At 60.9% G+C, this 16,580-nt stretch carries 11 protein-coding genes; 1 reads left to right on the top strand and 10 read right to left on the bottom strand.

Annotated elements, in window-relative coordinates:
* Nucleotide 1: 1 nt before the first annotated feature.
* The 7 genes from FHU41_RS01390 to FHU41_RS01360 form a co-directional block, all read right to left on the bottom strand.
* Nucleotides 2-661: a response regulator gene (locus FHU41_RS01390; protein WP_179387881.1), complete on the bottom strand. Its 660-nt coding sequence runs from the start codon at nt 659-661 to the stop codon at nt 2-4.
* Nucleotides 651-2,339, bottom strand: a complete 1,689-nt coding sequence (locus tag FHU41_RS01385) for a sensor histidine kinase (RefSeq protein WP_179387880.1) — start codon at nt 2,337-2,339, stop codon at nt 651-653. The genes FHU41_RS01390 and FHU41_RS01385 overlap by 11 nt, the downstream gene beginning before the upstream one ends.
* Before the next feature lie 135 nt (nt 2,340-2,474).
* Entirely contained in the window at nt 2,475-3,452 is a 978-nt protein-coding gene (locus tag FHU41_RS01380) for an aldo/keto reductase (protein WP_179387879.1), read from the bottom strand.
* Nucleotides 3,453-3,570: 118 nt separating this feature from the next.
* On the bottom strand, nt 3,571-4,125 hold the full coding sequence (locus FHU41_RS01375) for a DUF402 domain-containing protein (protein ID WP_179387878.1): 555 nt from the start codon (nt 4,123-4,125) through the stop codon (nt 3,571-3,573).
* A complete protein-coding gene (dxs, locus tag FHU41_RS01370; protein WP_179387877.1) occupies nt 4,122-6,107 on the bottom strand; it encodes a 1-deoxy-D-xylulose-5-phosphate synthase in 1,986 nt (661 codons plus the stop codon). Before dxs ends, FHU41_RS01375 begins: the two co-directional genes overlap by 4 nt.
* A gap of 273 nt (nt 6,108-6,380) precedes the next feature.
* Entirely contained in the window at nt 6,381-9,227 is a 2,847-nt protein-coding gene (locus FHU41_RS01365; protein ID WP_343046214.1) for an aconitate hydratase, read from the bottom strand.
* A gap of 88 nt (nt 9,228-9,315) precedes the next feature.
* Nucleotides 9,316-11,934 (bottom strand): HAD-IC family P-type ATPase, encoded by a 2,619-nt coding sequence (locus FHU41_RS01360; RefSeq protein ID WP_179387875.1) that lies wholly within the window; start codon nt 11,932-11,934, stop codon nt 9,316-9,318.
* Between the two features lie 144 nt (nt 11,935-12,078).
* On the opposite strand from FHU41_RS01360, the gene FHU41_RS01355 reads away from it, so the two are divergent.
* On the top strand, nt 12,079-12,750 hold the full coding sequence (locus FHU41_RS01355; protein ID WP_179387874.1) for a DNA alkylation repair protein: 672 nt from the start codon (nt 12,079-12,081) through the stop codon (nt 12,748-12,750).
* A gap of 14 nt (nt 12,751-12,764) precedes the next feature.
* Here the strand turns inward: FHU41_RS01355 and FHU41_RS01350 are convergent, their stop codons facing one another.
* The 3 genes from FHU41_RS01350 to FHU41_RS01340 are packed head-to-tail and all read right to left on the bottom strand — an operon-like array spanning nt 12,765 to nt 16,495.
* Nucleotides 12,765-13,187: a hypothetical protein gene (locus tag FHU41_RS01350; protein WP_179387873.1), complete on the bottom strand. Its 423-nt coding sequence runs from the start codon at nt 13,185-13,187 to the stop codon at nt 12,765-12,767.
* Between the two features lie 20 nt (nt 13,188-13,207).
* A complete protein-coding gene (locus FHU41_RS01345; RefSeq protein ID WP_179387872.1) occupies nt 13,208-14,518 on the bottom strand; it encodes a class I SAM-dependent RNA methyltransferase in 1,311 nt (436 codons plus the stop codon).
* A complete protein-coding gene (locus FHU41_RS01340) occupies nt 14,519-16,495 on the bottom strand; it encodes an amino acid permease (protein WP_179387871.1) in 1,977 nt (658 codons plus the stop codon). It abuts the gene before it with no gap.
* Nucleotides 16,496-16,580 lie beyond the last annotated feature (85 nt).

The following is a 16,580-nucleotide window of genomic DNA, read 5'->3' as shown; positions in this document are numbered from 1 at the left end:
TTCAGGAGGACAAGCTGTAGGAGTGCTCTGGACGACCGGTAGCCCCGTATCGTAACGAGACACTCACCGAGCCGTCCTCGACCAGAACCGAAAGATAGCGCTGCGCAGTGGCCCGGGAGACACCAATCTCCTGGGCCACTTCCAGGGCCGTCCGATGTTGCCCCGAGGCCCGCTGCAGAGCTCCCCGAATTTCCTGCTCGGTCACTGAACGTGGCTTTTTGCTCGTCTCGGCTGCAGAAAATTGCCGCGATGCGCGTTCTACAGATTCCTGGTCCAGGTTGCTACTGGAATCCAGCAGCTTTCGGTACCGGGCGTAGCCGCGCAGCTTCACGCTAAGTACCTCAGGATCAAAGGGCTTAATCAAATAAGCCAGCGCGCCGCGCCGTCGTGCTCGCAAAATCGACTCGGAGTCCCGAGCCGCGCTAAGCACCATAGCGTCCACATCGATCTGAGAGAGCAGGTCCAAGCCGCTGCGATCGGGGAGGAAAATATCGATGAGCACCAAATCCGGTCGCAATGCGGAAATTGCTCTTAAGGCCGACTCCCCCGAACCCACCGGGTCCAAGGCGGTGAACCCGGGAACCCGGGCCACATAATCTCGGTGCAGCCGAGCCACATGGAAATCGTCATCGACCACTAAAACTCGAAAATTAGTCGTCATCTTCAGCTACCTCACTCATTTCCAAAACCTTCTCTAAACGGGCCATAAAGACCGCCCCCGGCCCGTTCGGCTCGCCAGCGAAGAGAATGACCAGATCGCCGCCGTCGAGCCTAGCGAATTGCCTGGCCAGGCCGAGGCCAATGCCCTCCCCCAGGCCGGTGGAGGCTCGGGATGAACTTGAGGTGGTGAAGCCCTCGGTGAAGATCTGCTCACTGTCCGCAAGGCGCACTCCGTCGCCGGAATCCGCCACCGTGACAACTAAGGAACTGCGATCACTCAGCAATTCCACCTCAACCCATCGTTCGGTATTGCTGCCATGCACCGCTGCGGTAATCGCATTATCCACCAGATTGCCGATCACCGCAGTGGCGTTCTGTGCATCCCGCACCGGATAGTGAACCAGGGTATTGGCACCTATCCGCAATTGCACTCCTCGTTCTGCCGCTTGAGTACTCTTTGCGCCCAGGAAGGCTGCCAAATAGGTGTCGGTGATGAGCTCGCCGTTCTGCAGCGGATAACTCAAGGGACCGCTATCCAAACTTTCCCGAAGATAGGACAAGGCGGATTCGCCTTGCCCCATGTCCAGCAGGCCGGTGACCACATGCAGCCGATTGGCGAACTCGTGGCGCTGCGCGCGGAGGGCCGAGGAAAGCGTGGAGACGGCTTCAAGTTGGCGGCTCAGCGCCTGCACCGAACGACGATCCCGCACCATCACCACCCAGCCAAGATCATGGTCCCCACGCGCCACTTTGAGGGCATTGATTAGCAACACCAATTTGTTCACCACTATCTGCGCGCTCTGATCGGAGCCCTGAGCCAAAAGTTCAAACACTGTCTCCGGCAGCGGGAGTTCGGAAAACTGTTTCCCTACCGGATCCGGCACGCCCAGCAACTCCCGCGCTTTGTCATTGCAAATGGTGATTCGACGCTGTGCGTCCAAGCCCAGTACGCCCTCTGCCACACCGTGCAGAACCACTTCCTGGTTCTGCGCCAGGGTACTGATTTCCTCCAGTTCCAGTCCCCGGGTGCGCCGACGCAGATTGGCCAGGGAGGCGCTAGTGCCAAGCACGCCCAGGCCGAGGGAAAGTGCTCCAACGCCAAGGATGGGAGCCACCGAACCCCACATCCCGTACAGAACTTCCTGAGTAGAGTAACCAACACTGACCTCACCCACGATGCCGCCGTCGATGCCCCGCAGCGGGACCTTGGCACGCACCGAGGGCCCTAACGAGCCGGATTCGGTTTCCACAATCTCCTGCCCGTTGAGCGGAATATCAGGGCTAGTGGTGACGTGTTGACCCAGTTCGGTGGGTTCCGGATGCGACCAACGTATTCCGTTCCGGTCGGCGACCACCACGAAGAGCGCACCAGTCCTTTCCCGGACGGCTTCCGCGATCTGCTGGACCGAACCACTCATCAGCACCTGCTGGCTGGGCATCGTTCCGGCCGCCTGAGTGAGCGCGGAACGGATTGAGGTGTTCTCCGAAATCGACTGCGAAACCGCCAAAGCTTTGGACCCAACTTCGGCTACCAGTCTCTGATAGGCGAGCCAACCTGCCACTCCGCTGACCAGCACCACGACGAAACCGATCACGAAAATCTGCTGTAGCAAGAGTCGGGTGGAGAAGGCCAGGCGCGGAAACCATCGACGTTTGCCGCCGGAGCGTCGTTCCTTCATGATGCTTAGCCTCCTCGCCAATTCGCCACCGATTCCAATCACCACCCAACCCCTCACCACCCATCGAGTGTGGAGATCTGCACCTTAAAACACCCTCAAAAGGTGCAGATCTCCACACTCGATGGAAGGGAAAGCTTAGAACAATGCGACCTTGGGGGTGCGCGGGAAGATCTCCTCGAGCTGAGCAAGGTCTTCAACGCTGAGCGGGGCCGTGGCTGCCTCAGCGTTCGCCCGAATCTGCTCTGGCTTAGTGGCTCCGGCGATAACGCTGGAAACCGAGGGTTGCGCAGCGAGCCAGGAGAAGGCCACCTGAAGTTCGGTCAGGCCGCGGTCCTTGGCGAAAGTGCTGAAAGCCGCGAGCTGGGACCAGTCTGCCTTCTCGAGCAGATTGGTCCGCGAATGCGTCAGGCGGCTACCCTCGGGAGCCTTTCCTTCGGCGTATTTGCCGGTTAGTAGGCCGTTGGCCAGCGGAAAATACGGCAGCACTCCGAGACCAAAGGCCTCTGCCGCCGGAGTGACCTCCAGCTCGGCGCGACGATCCAGCAGATTGTAGTGATTCTGCGCGGACACGAAGGGGGTGTAACCACCGATCTTGGCCTCATAGGCGGCTTCAGCGATCTGCCAGCCGGTGCGGTTGGAGTGTCCCAGATAGCGGACCTTGCCGGAACGAACCAGTTCATCGAGAGCGGAGAGGGTCTCCTCGATCGGCGTCACGCCATCCGGGGTGTGATATTGATACAGATCAATCCAGTCCGTGCCCAGACGCCGCAAGGAAGCCTCGGCAGCCTTGACGATGTAGCGGCGGGAGCCTCGTGCGCCCCAGTCGGCGCCGTTGGCGCCCTGCAAGTCCAGTCCGAACTTGGTTGCAATCAACACGTCCTCGCGTCGGCGAGCGAGTGCTTTACCGAGCCGTTCCTCGCTCAGACCGGGCCGCGCACCATAAACGTCGGCAACGTCAAAAAGTGTCACCCCGGCGTCAATAGCGGCGTGCACGACGGCGTCTGTCCCCTCTTGGGATTCGGTGGGGGTCCCCGGTCTGCCCAAGTTATTGCAGCCCAATCCAACCGTGGAAACGATGAGTCCAGAATTGCCCAACGGGCGATAATCAGTCATATTTCCAAGCCTATCTCGCGAGGGACCCGCGTCGAGCGCGCGAGGCGTGGGAGCGTGATAGGCGCTATCTCGCGAGGGACCCGCGTCGAGCTCGCGAGGCGTGGGAGCGTGATAGGCGCTATCTCGCGAGGGCCCCGCGGCGCAGCCAGCTATCGGCCCGGCCGTCGAAAGGAGCAACCTCGGCCAGCACACGACGATGAACAGCGGAACATTCGGCTTCCATCCGGCTGATCACCTCGGCCGGATAGCCGTAACGCACCTGATGTTCGGCGAATTCATCTTCGTCGTCCACCCAGGTTCTATCCCGCGCGGTGATCACGTCTAGGTCCATATCGATCAAGGTCATCTCCCAGCCTTCGTCCCGTGTCAAAAGATTCCAGCTGATCTCCGTCACAATATCCACGTACAAGGAGCACTGCTCGGGGTGCTGATCATCATAGAAAGTGGCCACCCACTCCCCCTCGAACGGCACCAGAAGCACCGCCGGAGAAACCGCCATAAATCCGGAACCTGGTTTCGAAACGAAGGAACCAGCGGGCTGATGCACCCAGTGACCGACTTCATCCGAGCCCAAATAGGTCCCCGGCACCACCCAGTGAGCCCCGCCGTCCCACTTCCGGTGACGCGCCACGACTAGGTCACCGACGGCAGGCGTCGTTTCGCTCTCGCTCATTGGCGCGGCAGCTGACCGGTATGCGTCACACCGCCCTGAGTGTCGCTCGTCGGCAGTGGCCGAGCGAAAGGTACCTTGGTCCCCAGAACTTGGCCGACGACGTCGTGCGCTACCTGCTGCGCGGTCAAACCTACGCGCTCTAAGACTTGGGAGCGGGAGCCGTGCGCCAGGAATTCCACCGGCAAACCCACCTCATTCAGCGCTGTGTCCACACCAGCTGCGCGCATCTCCTGACGGATGCGCGAGCCAACTCCGCCAGCCCGAACGCCGTCCTCAATGACGATCACGATCCGGTGCTGAGCGGCCAGCTCAAGAATGGACTCCGGAACCGGCAATACCCAGCGTGGGTCCACCACGGTGGAGGAAATCCCCTGCGCGCCGATCAGATTCGATACCTGCAGAGAAAGCTCGCTCATCGCGCCCACCGAGACGATCAATACATCGTTCTCGGTGGAACCAGAGGGGCGCCTGGCCAGCACATCTACGCCATCCTCAAGCCGTTCAATAGCTTCGACCTCGACGCCTACGGAGCCCTTGGAATAGCGCAGCACGCTCGGAGCATTATCGATCGCCACCGCTTCCCGCAGTTCCTCCCGCAGCCGGGAGGCATCCCTCGGCGCGGCCAGGTGCAAGCCCGGGATGATCTGCAAGATCGACAGATCCCACATGCCGTGGTGACTGGGACCATCAGGGCCGGTAACTCCTGCCCGGTCCAGCACCACGGTGACTCCCGCCTTGTGCAGTGCGACGTCCATCAGCAGCTGGTCGAAGGCTCGATTTAGGAAGGTGGCGTAGAGCGCCACCACGGGATGCAAGCCGCCGAAAGCCATACCGGCTGCCGTGGTCAGCGCATGCTGCTCGGCAATACCCACATCGATCACTCGCTGTGGATGTCTCTCGGCGAAGATATTGAGTCCCACCGGGTTGAGCATCGCCCCGGTGATGCCAACAATGTCCTGCCGTTCATCGGCGATCTCAGCGATCTCCTCAGCAAAAACCGAGGTCCAGGACTGTACCGAAACGGAATCCACGGGCAGGCCAGTCTCCGGATCAATCACCCCGACAGCGTGGAACTGGTCTTCCTCATGGGCACGAGCCGGGGCATAACCCCTGCCCTTCTCGGTCATCGCGTGTACGATCACCGGTCCGGCGTAGTTCTTGGCCGCGAGCAGTGCGGACTCCATCGACTTCTCGTTGTGCCCGTCTACCGGGCCGATGTACTTCATGCCAAGATCCTCGAAGAGCCCTTGCGGAGCCCACCAGTCCTTGAGACCTTTTTTGGCAGCGTGCAGCGACTTGTACATGAACTGGCCCAGTACACCGCCGTGTTGCAGCTTTTGTTTGGTCCAGTCGAGGGTCTCCTCGTAAGCCTTGTGGGTGCGCACCGAATCAATTGCGGGCCGGAGTGAGCGCAGATAGTCCGCCAGTCCGCCCACCGTGGGCGCATAGGAGCGTCCATTGTCGTTCACCACGATAACCACTCGGCGATGCTTGTCAGCTGCGATGTTATTGAGTGCTTCCCAGGTCATTCCACCGGTCAGCGCACCATCGCCAACCACCGCGACAACGTAGCGATCCCCTTCGCCGTTCAGCTGCCGGGCTCGGGAAATCCCGTCGGCCCAGGACAGCGAGGATGAGGCATGGGAGGATTCCACAATATCGTGCGGGGACTCGGCACGGTCTGGATAGCCGGAAAGCCCACCTTGTTGCCGCAGCGTGGAGAAATCCTGCCTGCCGGTGAGCAGTTTATGCACATAGGACTGATGCCCGGTGTCGAAGATAATGGAATCTCTGGGCGAATCAAAAATCCGATGGATCGCCAGGGTCAGTTCGACCACGCCAAGATTGGGGCCGAGATGTCCGCCCGTCTGAGCGACATTGCTGATCAAGAATTCCCTGATCTCGGTGGCCAGTTGCGTCATCTGCACGTCACTGAGCCGGGCGAGATCCGCCGGATGCTGGATGGTCTCCAGAAGTCCCATTGATCCTCACTTCCTCTGCTATCCGCAGCGCGTTATGACAGCAATTCTACTGCGTTTTTGCCACCGGCCCCTCCCCGCTCTGCACCGCGAGTTCGCGTTTGAGTCTCGAATTCGCCGGTAAAACCCCGCGAATTGGAGAAGGACAAGCGAACTCGCGCGTGAAAAAAGGCCCCGGCTCACCGTTGAACGATGACCGGGGCCCCTCTCAGAACTTAGCTAGCGGAGATCGATCTCCGCGCCCCCTTGGTAAACCTTCGGTTCACCAGGGGAACCCTACGCGGAGATCTGTCGCAGCACGTACTGCAGGATGCCGCCGTTACGGTAGTAGTCGGCTTCACCTGGCGTATCAATGCGGACGACGGCGTCAAATGACTTGGTCGAACCGTCCTCCTTGGTCGCGGTGACCGTGAGCGTCTTCGGCGTGGTGCCCTCATTCAAAGCGGTCACACCGGCCACTGAGAACGACTCGGTGCCATCCAGACCCAGGGTCGAAGCGTTCTCGCCCTCCGGGAACTGCAGCGGCAGCACACCCATACCGATCAGGTTGGAGCGGTGGATCCGCTCGTAGCTCTCGGCGACAACAGCCTTGACGCCCAGTAGCGCGGTGCCCTTGGCTGCCCAGTCACGGGATGAGCCGGAGCCGTATTCCTTGCCTGCCAGCACCACAAGAGGCACCCCGGCAGCCAAGTAGTTCACCGAGGCATCGTAGATGGTGGATTCCGGGCCGCCGTCGAGCGTGAAGTCGCGGGTGAAGCCACCCTCAACTCCATTGCCCTCATTGGCGTCGGCGAGCAACTGATTGCGCAAGCGGATATTCGCGAAGGTACCGCGGATCATCACCTCGTGGTTGCCACGACGTGAGCCGTAAGAGTTGAAGTCCTTGCGATCCACACCGTGCTCCAGCAGGTATTTTCCAGCCGGGCTGTCCGACTTGAAGGAACCCGCCGGGGAGATGTGGTCGGTGGTGACCGAATCGCCCAGCTTGGCCAGCACCCGAGCACCGGTGATATCGGTGACCGGCTCCGGCTTTGCCTGCATGCCTTCGAAGTACGGTGGCTTCCGCACGTAGGTGGAATCCTGCGCCCAGTCAAAGGTGTCGCCTTCGGGAGTAGAAAGCGCCTTCCAACGATCGTCGCCTTCGAAAACCGAGGCGTAGCTAGAGATGAACATCTCCTGATCCACCGAGGAGTCGATCACGGACTGCACTTCGGTGGGGCTAGGCCAGATGTCCTTGAGGAACACTTCCTTGCCCGCATCATCGGTGCCGAGCGGATCGGTATCGAAGTCGAAGTCCATCGAACCGGCCAGCGCGTAAGCGATCACCAGTGGCGGTGAGGCTAGGTAGTTCATCTTCACATCGGGCTGAATGCGGCCCTCAAAGTTACGGTTACCGGAGAGCACCGCGGTCACGGCCAAGTCGTTGGACTGGATAGCCTCGGAGATCTCGGGCTCCAAGGGGCCGGAGTTACCGATACAGGTGGCGCAGCCATAGCCGACCAGGTAGAAACCAAGCTTCTCCAGGTACGGGGTCAGTCCGGACTTGTCGTAGTAGTCGGTGACTACCTTGGAGCCCGGCGCTAGTGAGGTCTTCACCCAGGGCTTCGAGGCGAGGCCCTTATCGACCGCGTTGCGCGCCAGCAGTGCCGCCGCGAGCATCACCGAGGGGTTGGAGGTATTGGTGCAGGAGGTGATCGAGGAGATGGTCACCGCACCGTGATCGAGTTCGAACTGACGACCATCCGCAAGCGTCACCGGAGCGGGCTTGGACGGACGTCCGAAGGCACCGTTCGCGGCCGAGACCAAGCGGGCCGAATCGTGCACATGCGTGTTCGCGTCGGCGGAGAAGGACGGCGAATCCGAAGCCGGGAAGCTCTCTTCCAGTGCCTCATCCACGCTGCCGTCATCCGAAACCGGCTTGACGTAGTTGTGCAGGTCCTTACGGAACTGCTCCTTCGCGTCGCTCAGCTGAATACGGTCCTGCGGGCGCTTCGGGCCGGAAATGGACGGCACCACGGTGGAAAGATCCAGTTCCAGGTACTCGGAGAACTTCGGCTCGTGCGAGGCATCGTGCCAGAGGCCCTGTTCCTTGCTGTAAGCCTCAACCAGAGCCAGGCTCTCCTCCGAGCGGCCGGTCAGCCGCAAGTAATCCAAGGTGACCTGATCGATCGGGAACATGGCCGCCGTCGAACCGAATTCCGGGCTCATATTGCCAATCGTGGCTCGGTTAGCCAGCGGCACCGCGGCCACGCCGTCGCCGTAGAACTCGACGAACTTGCCCACCACACCGTGCTTACGCAGCATCTCGGTAATGGTCAGTACGACGTCGGTCGCGGTGGCTCCGGCGGGAATCCCACCGGTGAGCTTGAAGCCAACCACGCGAGGGATCAGCATCGAAACAGGCTGGCCGAGCATAGCGGCTTCGGCCTCGATGCCACCGACGCCCCAACCCAGCACGCCCAGGCCATTGACCATGGTGGTGTGCGAGTCGGTGCCGACGCAGGTGTCCGGGTAGGCGCGCAGTTTGCCATCAATCTCACGAGTCATAATGGTGCGCGCCAAATACTCGATGTTGACCTGGTGCACAATGCCGGTTCCCGGCGGAACGACCTTGAAGTCGTCGAAAGCAGTCTGGCCCCAGCGCAGGAACTGGTAACGCTCGCCGTTGCGCTGGTATTCGATCTCCATATTGCGCTCCAGTGCGCCGGAGTTACCGAAGACGTCAATCTGTACCGAGTGGTCAATCACCAGCTCGGCCGGAGCCAAGGGGTTGACTCGCTTGGGGTCACCGCCGAGTTCCTTAACCGCTTCACGCATGGTGGCCAGGTCCACAACGCAGGGCACACCGGTGAAGTCCTGCATAATGACGCGAGCCGGGGTGAACTGGATCTCGGTATCGGGCTGGGCATTGGGATCCCAAGCTGCCAGCGCGCGGACGTGGTCCGCAGTGATGTTCGCACCATCTTCGGTGCGAAGCAGGTTCTCCAGAAGAACCTTCAAGCTGAAGGGCAGATTCTTGGCCCCCTCAACAGCATTCAAACGGAAAATCTCGTACTCGGTCCCGGCGACATCTAATACGCCCTTGGATCCGAAGCTGTTCACATTACCCGCTGTAGAAGTCACTACAGTCTCCTCTCGCCTCAGCATTTATCTTTGTCTCGAGGGGGTCCGGTTGCTAGTTAGGTGTTCCTAACTCAAAGCAGTCCGGACTTTATACCCGTTCGGAGACGGCACCGCGGCGTTTGAGGATCCGATAAAGGATTTCTACCGCCGCGCAGCCCAAAATAACTACTCCAATGGTAACCGCCAGCAGCCAACCGGTCGGCACCTGCAAGGCGAAGAATTCCCGGGCAAAGGGCACCGCGAGCACCAGCACGAGGCCCAGCACCATGGCGGCGACGACGGCGGCCCGCCAGCGGTCGAAAGGCCTAGCCAGGGTGCCCAGCACCCAAAGTGCGATCAGCAGGACGGCGGCCGTGGTCGCAGTGCGACCGGCCTCTAGTTGCGCCTCTGCGCTCAGAGTCGCATCCGGGAAGGCCCTTGAATAGCCGTAAACCGCCACGATGCTAACCGCGATAATTGCCCCGGCCGGAATGGAGAAAAACAGCACACGGCGCAGGAAACCCGGCTGGTATCGACGTTTATTCGGCAACAGAGCCAAAAAGAAGGCCGGAATGCCGATGGTCAACGAGGAGACAATCGATAGTTGACGCGGCAAGAAGGGGTATTGCCAGAGCATGATGCCGATGAACAGCGAAATCATAATGGCGTAGGCCGTTTTGGTCAGGAACAGGTTCGCCACCCGCTCCACATTGGCGATCACCCGGCGACCTTCGGCCACCACGCCTGGCATTCGGGAGAACTGTCCATCCAGCAGGACCAGCCGGGCCACCGCCTTGGTAGCGGCAGCACCGGAGCCCATCGCAATGCCAATATCGGCGTTTTTTAGTGCCAGTGCATCATTGACGCCGTCACCGGTCATGGCCACCACGTGGCCGCGCTTTTGCAGTGCCAACACGATGAACTTCTTCTGCTCCGGAGTTACCCGACCCAGGACCTGTTCCTTCTCCAGCACCTCGCCGAGCTCGTCGATGTCCTGATCGCTGAACGTTTGCGGTAGCTGCCGGGCATCGTAGCCCTGGCCGACATTCTCAAAGCCAACCTCACGAGCCACCGCCGCCACGGTGCGTGGGTTATCGCCGGAAATAACGCGCAGGCTGACACCTTGCTCGCGGAAGTAGGCCAAGGTTTCCGAAGCGTCCGGGCGGACCTTCTCCCGAAAGGTCAGAATGGCCACCGCTTGTAATTCCTTGGGCAGTCCTCCCTCCGCCGGAGCCTCGCCTAAAGGCTCCGGGCTATGCGCCAGGATCAGCGCACGGAGGCCCTGTTCGGCCAGACGGCTGGCCTGTTCCAGAGCCAGCCGATGTGTCTCCTGGCCCTGTTCCAAGACCATTTCGGGGGCCCCGAAAACCCAGCTTCCGAGCGGGACTTGGCTACCGCCGTCGTTATTCCCCTGAGCCGAATTCGGGCCGAAGCTCACTGCACTCCATTTGCGAGCGCTGTTGAAGGGAACCTTCGCGGTGGGCTGTATTGCCGGAAGTTCCAGGTACTCGGAGCGCAGGCAGGCCGCGGTGGCGTTGGCGTTCTCGTCCGCGCCAATCCAGCCGAGCACCTGGTGCCAGCCGGGCGGCTGCTGGAGCGAATACTCCGCATCGAAGATGATCTCGCCCTCGGTCAGCGTGCCGGTTTTGTCCAGGCAAACAATATCCACCCGAGCCAGCCCCTCGACCGCTGGCAATTCCTGAACCAGCACCTGGCGACGGGCCAGGGTAACCGCGGCTAGGCCAAAGGAAATGCTGGTCAGCAGCACCAGGCCCTCGGGGATCATCGCCACGATGGAAGCCACCGCGGAGACCACGGCATCCTTCCAAGCCCCGGTTTCAAGGGCGGTCCCCCAGCCGCCCTTGGCCTGCATCTGCCCATTGATCACGAGCAACACTAGGGGAATCAGAGCCCAGGTGATGTAAAGCACGATCTTATTAATGGAGCGGCGGATCTCGGAGTTGACCAGCGAGAAGCGCTTGGCTTCCGCGGTCAGCTTGGCCGCGAAGGACTCCACCCCGATCCGCTCCACTCGGGCGGTACCCGAGCCAGAAACAACGGCGGAGCCGGAAAGCACTTCATCACCGGGGCTCTTATCGACCGGATCGGACTCGCCGGTGAGCAGAGACTCGTCCAGTTCCAGGCCTTCGGTGCTGAGCACAACAGCATCCGCCGGGATCTGGTCTCCGGTTCGGAGCACCAAAACGTCCTGATAGACCACCTCCGCGAGCGGCAGTTCCCGTGTTTCACTCTGGTTCTGCTTGTCCTGCGGATTCTGGGGGGGTTGGGAGTTCTGACGCAGCACTCTTGCGTGCGGGGCGTGCAGCACGGCCAGCTTGTCAAGGGTTCGCTTGGCTCGGTACTCCTGAATCACGCCAATGGCAGCGTTGGCGATCACGATGACGCCGAACAGAGCGTCCTTCCAGTCCCCCACCAGGAGGACCACCACGAAGCAGGCACCCAGCACGATATTGAACAGGGTGACCAGATTGGCGCGCAGAATTTGCAGGATGCTGCGGCTGGATTCATTGGGAACCACATTGTCTAGTCCCGCTGCGATGCGTTCGGAAACCTGAGCTTCGCTGAGGCCGCGGGTGGAGAGCTCCGTTGCCGTCAGTTGCTGTTTGGCTTCGGCGATCGCAGTAAGCCGAGCCACATTTTTAGCTTCGGCGCGACTCATCGATGAGTTCTTTACCTGGGTGGGCGTGGCGGTCTTTTGGCTGCTCATGGTGCTCATAACTCTATGCGAGCCGGTGATGCTGAACGTCAGCCTCAGGAAGGATGTTTCGGAGGTTCGATAGCCGGGCAGAACGCTCGGCCAGGAATCGGGCCCTCGTAGACTGATTCTCAAGACGATGGGCAGGAGGCACAGATGACGACCAATACGACGCTGGCCGAGGTAATGGCCGAATTGGCCGCTCTTGAGGATCCGCGAGTCCGTGAGGTCAACCTCAGGCACGGTGACGACCACGGGGTGAATCTAGGTAAACTACGCGGGGTCGCCAAACGGCTCAAGATCCAGCAGGAACTTGCGCTTGAGCTGTGGGCTACCGGTGATACTGCGGCCAGGCTGCTGGCCTTACTGATTTGCCGACCAAAAACGTTCAAGGCTGATGAGCTGGACGCCATGTTGCGCCAAGCGCGTGTTCCTAAGGTGCACGATTGGCTGGTGAACTATGTGGTGAAGAAGAGTCCGCACGCCGAGGAACTTCGGGTGGCCTGGTTCGCTGATCCGGACCCGGTGGTTGCGAGCGCCGGTTGGGCACTGACTAGCGAGCGCGTCGTAAAGAACCCCGAGGGTCTAGACCTGTCCGGGCTGCTGGACATTATTGAAGCCGAGATGAAGCAGGCTCCAGATCGTTTGCAGTGGGCCATGAACAACTGCCTGGCGCAGATTGGCATCGAGTATGAAAAATATCGTGCCCGAGCCATCGATATTGGTGAGCGCCTGGAGGTCCTCAAGGACTACCCCACACCGCCGAACTGCACCTCGCCGTTCGCCCCGATCTGGATTACCGAATTGGTGAGCCGGAAGCAGGGTTAGGTGCGGGCATCGGGTCACGGATCGTCCCTTTTCACACCAAAAAACATCGGAACTTTTGCCACCCACCCCATGATCCAGAAGCCGAGGATGGAAAGCACGATGAGGATTCCGCCGGCCCAGGGCATCCAGTCAATCTGCAGGGTGCGGCCGATGACCACGCCCGCAAAGCCTAGGATAAGCCCCGCTCCAACTAAGCCTCCTCCACGGAAAATCGACTCACCGCCCAGGATCGCGGCACCCAGAAGTGGTAACCCAATGCTGGACAAGATCACCACAAATCCGGCGTCCCCCAACCACCTCGGAGTCCCCTTGACGTCACTCAAAAGCCCCAGCAGCAATCCTATTGCGACCCCAACGCAGAGGGCGATCGTCAGGATTTTTGTCCAGCGTTGGATGAAGATCAGGGTGAATCTATAACCCTCTCGGCGGATCGTCATGCCCAGATTCTAGGGCACTCCTAACGATTCGGGCGTAGCAACGCCACGGTCTCCAAATGGTGTGTATGCGGGTACAGATCAAAGGCCCGCAACTCTGCCAGCTCCCAGCCCTGCCCGGCGAAATACCCCACATCGCGAGCAAAGGACGCCGGATCGCAGGAGACATAAGCCACCAGCTGCGGCCCACTGGCTACAATCTGCCGCACCACATTCTTCCCGGCTCCAGCCCGTGGCGGATCTAGCACGACGGCGTCCAGCTGGCTTCCAGAGCTCCCCGAACGCGCCGCTGCGGCCAGCACCCTTTCCACCCTGCCCGGGCGGACCAGCACCTGAGGCTGACCCTCAAAGTTTCGCGTGGCGTCCTTGCTCGTCACCGGCGAACCCTCCACCGAAAGCACCTCACCAGTTACGCCAACAGCCTCCGCCAGCATAGAAGTAAATAAACCCACACCGGCATAGAGGTCCGCCACCCTAGCCCCGGGTCGCAGCACCTCGGAAAGCAATCCGGAAACCGCCCCGCTGAGCACCGAAGGAGCGGAACGGTGAATCTGCCAAAAACCATCTCCACTGACCCGGAAATCACGATCCACTGCATGTTCGCGCAGCCACGGCCGGCCACGCAACGCAGACACCCTTGAGTGCTCTGGGTCCCAATGCGCCACCGACAAACCCTCAGGCAACTCTGCGGAAACCCTCGCGGCCGCTGCTTTCGCCCCGGCCAGCAGAACCAGCGGTCCGTCGCCGGAATCCGGAGCGGCAATCTCCACCCGCTCGATTCCGGTGAAGTCGAGCTCCCACAGCGGTAGGGAACGAATCCGCTGCACGGCTAGCGGCATGTCCTGGACGGCAATCACGGTATTGGATCGATGCGCGTGCATGCCCAGCCGCCCCTCCGGAGTCACTGCGAAGCCAGCCCTACTCCGCCAGCCCAGACCGTCTGGCTGCTCCCCCGGAACTTCCTGGACCGGCGTCGAAAGCTTAAGACCCGCGAGCCGCTGTAACTGCTCGGCCAGCACCCGGCCCTTCAACTCGCGCTGAAAGCCACGCTCAATATGACCAAACTCCGCACCGCCCACCGGCAGTTCACCGGCGGCGTGAGTCCGCAAGGAGTCCGCCGCAGGCCAAAAATGGGTCACTCGCTCCGGAGCGGCCTCGAGGACCTCGACGACGTCGGCGCGCCAAAAGTGCGCGTCCTCACCAGATTCGGTGAGCTCGACCCGCACTCGTTCCCCAGGCAATGCGTGCCGAACAAAGATGACTCGGCCCTCGTGCCGCGCGACAAAATGCCCGCCGTGCGCCACCGCGCCGACAGTAACCTCAAGAGCGGCCATCTAGAGCAGTTCCTGGGAACGTCGGGCGGCCTCGGAGGAGGCTAATTGCCAAGGCACGCTGGCCACCATAACGCCGGGCTCGAAGTGTAGCCGCGCCTTGATCCGCAACGCGGTCTGGTTGTGGACTAACTGCTCCCACCACTTGCCCACCACGTACTCCGGAATGTAAACCACCACCAGATCTCGTGGCGAGTCCCGCCGGATGTTCTTCACGTACTCCATAATCGGCGTCACGGTCTCCCGGTAAGGGGAAGCCAACACGGTCAGCGGCACCGGGATCTCCAGCTTGGCCCAAGCCTCGATTGTTTTCTCGGTTTCCTCCGGATCGATGTCCACCGTAATGGCATCCAACTGGGATGGCCTGGAAGCCCGTGCGAAAGCCAGCGCGCGCAGCACGGGTTTGCGCAGGTGAGAAACCAGCAGCACCGCGTGTACTCGGGTTGGCAGCGCGCGTGGCGAAGCGTCTTCGTCCACCGCGAGTTCCCTGGCGACATTCTCGTAGTGCCGCTGAATGCTCCCCATCACCAGGAACAGCACCAACATGGCAAGAAGCGCAATCCAGGCACCTTGTTCAAACTTGGTGATCAAAACGATCAATAGCACAGTCAGCGTCATGAAGAAGCCGATGGTGTTGATGGTGCGGGATTTAATGATCCTCAGTCGGTCGGCCCGTTCCTTGACCAGTTTGAGCGCCCGCCCCCAGTGCCGGATCATGCCCAGCTGGCTGGCCGTAAAGGAGATGAAAACGCCAACGATGTAGAGCTGGATCAGCTTGGTGACATCCGCGTTGAAGGCGATGATCAGCACGATCGCGCCGACCGCAAGCGCCAGCACCCCGTTGCTGTACGCCAGGCGGTCACCACGGGTGCGCAATTGACGCGGCAGATAGCCATCCTGAGCCAGGATGGACGCCAGCACGGGGAAGCCGTTGAAGGCGGTGTTGGAGGCGAACACCAGGATGACTCCGGTTGCCGCCACAATGATGAAGAACGGTATTGAGCCGGCTCCGAAGATGGTCTGCGCAATCTGGCTGATCGCCGGATTCTGCACGTAATCCCCCGGCGGCGGTTGTCCGTTAATCAGGAATTCCTTGGCGGGGTCCAGCACGATGTGTACCCCGGTGGCGTTGGCCAGGTAAAGGATGCCTGCCAGCATGGCGGCCGCGATGGCGCCCAGCAGCAGCAAGGTGGTGGCGGCATTCTTGGACTTGGGTTTGCGGAAGTTCGGCACGCCATTGCTGATTGCTTCAACGCCGGTCAAAGCAGCGGCACCCGAGGAGAAGGCTCGCAATAGCAGGAAGGCACCGGCCAGTCCGACGATGCCCTGCTCATACTCCGGCACCGGAATGATGTCGAATTTGGCGCTCGGAGCCTGGCCCAAATGGCCGGTAACGGCCTGGATGATTCCGACGACAGTCATACCCAGGATGCAGACCATGAAGATATAGGTTGGCACCGCGAAAACGCTACCCGCTTCCTTGATGCCGCGCAGGTTGACCAAGGCGAGCACCACCACCCCGATTACCGCTATCCAAGCCTGAGTGCCGTGCATACCGGGAATGGCCGTGGCCAGGTAGTTCGCGGCGGAGGACATCGACACCGCCACGGTCAGCACGTAATCGACCAGTAGCGCGGAAGCTACGGTGAGCCCCGCTCCCTTGCCCAGGTTCGTATTGGCGATCTCGTAATCTCCGCCACCGGAAGGATAAGCGTGCACATTCTGCCGGTAGGAGGCCACCACGGTGATCAGCACGATCATCACGGCCAGCCCCACCAAGGGTGAAATCGTCACCGCCGCGGCACCGGCCAAAGCCAGGGTGAGCAGGATTTCATCCGGTGCATAAGCCACCGAGGAAAGCGCATCGGAGGCGAAGATTGGCAGCGCAATTCGCTTCGGTAAAAGGGTGTGGGCCAACCGATCATTACGGAACGGTCGACCCACAACTACCCGTTTCAGGGCATTGAGAAAGGTCAGCACGTCCCCACTCTACATATCTATGCCTACAATTGGCTGCGATGTAGCAAGCGTCGATCAGGCAAGACCTTGGCCGACTGATTCAAAG

Origin of the sequence: Psychromicrobium silvestre, assembly GCF_013408295.1 — a bacterium.
Classification (GTDB): domain Bacteria; phylum Actinomycetota; class Actinomycetes; order Actinomycetales; family Micrococcaceae; genus Renibacterium; species Renibacterium silvestre.
This window is presented reverse-complemented; position numbering and strand designations above follow the sequence as displayed.